The organism is Synechococcus sp. WH 5701 (assembly GCF_000153045.1).
Classification (GTDB): domain Bacteria; phylum Cyanobacteriota; class Cyanobacteriia; order PCC-6307; family Cyanobiaceae; genus Regnicoccus_A; species Regnicoccus_A antarcticus.
This window is the reverse complement of record NZ_AANO01000101.1, coordinates 1-1,284: the sequence shown is the minus strand read 5'-3', so window position 1 is coordinate 1,284 and position 1,284 is coordinate 1. Positions and strand designations below refer to the sequence as shown.

The following is a 1,284-nucleotide window of genomic DNA, read 5'->3' as shown; positions in this document are numbered from 1 at the left end:
ACCTGTTTCCCTGAGCAAGTTGGGTAATTCCTTGGCAAAGGCGGTGAGGTTTCGATTGCACAGGCCACCCACGTGTAGTTGGCCTTCACTGGCAATGGCCCAAAGTTGACGCGTCGCGATCAAGCTGAGGCCCCCTCCGATGAGCATCACGGCGAAGCCTAAATACACCAATGGGACGCCTGGATCACGCTTCAGTAACAAGCCACTGGCGGGAAGAACCGAATTCACACGCATCGGTAATCCTTTTACGTCAACTGCTGGTCCCCCGGGGCGCAGGAGGGTGAGCAATGTCCCATCAGTGTCAAAAATATTGATCGGACCCTGTTCGTTTTCAACACTCAAAAACACGGGTTCGCTTCCATCCGGTCGAGTCGGCAGGACGAGTCCCCATACCTGTTCCCCGAGCTCGGGGAAGCTGCGCAGCGGCAGCTGCAATTGTGGGCTTCGGCCGATTTGAACGGTGATCGCGGCGAGTGACCAATCCGCTTGATAGATGGTGATTCCCCGATGCCGCAGGGGATGGTTCACGCTGATTTCGCGATCGAGCGAGTTGCCGTTTTCTTCGAGGTGCAACTGAGAGCGAAATTGTTCAGCACGCCCCGCAGGGTCGCGGTCCACTTGAAAGGCTTCCAAAAGAATCGATACCTGAGAGTCGCCATTGCGGCTCAGCAGGTCGAGGGTGCGACCTGGGGCTAGGAACCGTTCCAGGCGATTCCCAGCAAGCACTCCCCAAACAGCACCCAGCATCAGCAGGATTAAACCGGTATGGACGAGCAATGGACCAACCCGTCCTGCGGTGCCTTTACGGGGCTGCAAAACGGTTGTCTTTGCGTTCGAGGCTCCAGCCCCGTCGGCTTAAGACCAATGAAAAGGCCTGAAGTGCTGAGTTGGAATCCGTGCACGGCAGACTTTCTGCAATCGCGAGTTTGCTGAGCTGGCGGGGGTTGCGGTAGTCAATCCATCGCCTTGCGGCCTGAAGAGCCGGCCATTGGCGTCGCCAGCTGCACAGAATCAGCGCTAGGCCGAGCCAGGCCAGGAGAGCAAGGAACCAAACGCTGGAATACACATGGTCGAGCTGAAGCTGAAGCACCTGCTCTCCATGGAGTAAGCCGAGCCAAGGTCGCGTGGCGTACGCCTCCACATAGCTTCGGGGAGCATCCCCTTGTGGAATAGCGGTGCCAACGGCGCTGGCAAGGGCGATCAAGAACAGCAAAACGATCGCAACCCGTAGTCTGACAACCAGGCAGCGATTCGTCTCATCAGCTCCAGCGTGCAAGCAGGTGA

The 1,284-nt window shown here is 57.7% G+C and carries 1 pseudogene; it reads right to left on the bottom strand.

The window, feature by feature from the left end:
- Positions 1-1,269, bottom strand: a pseudogene (locus WH5701_RS00605) (cytochrome c biogenesis protein ResB); the annotation flags it as partial.
- Positions 1,270-1,284 lie beyond the last annotated feature (15 nt).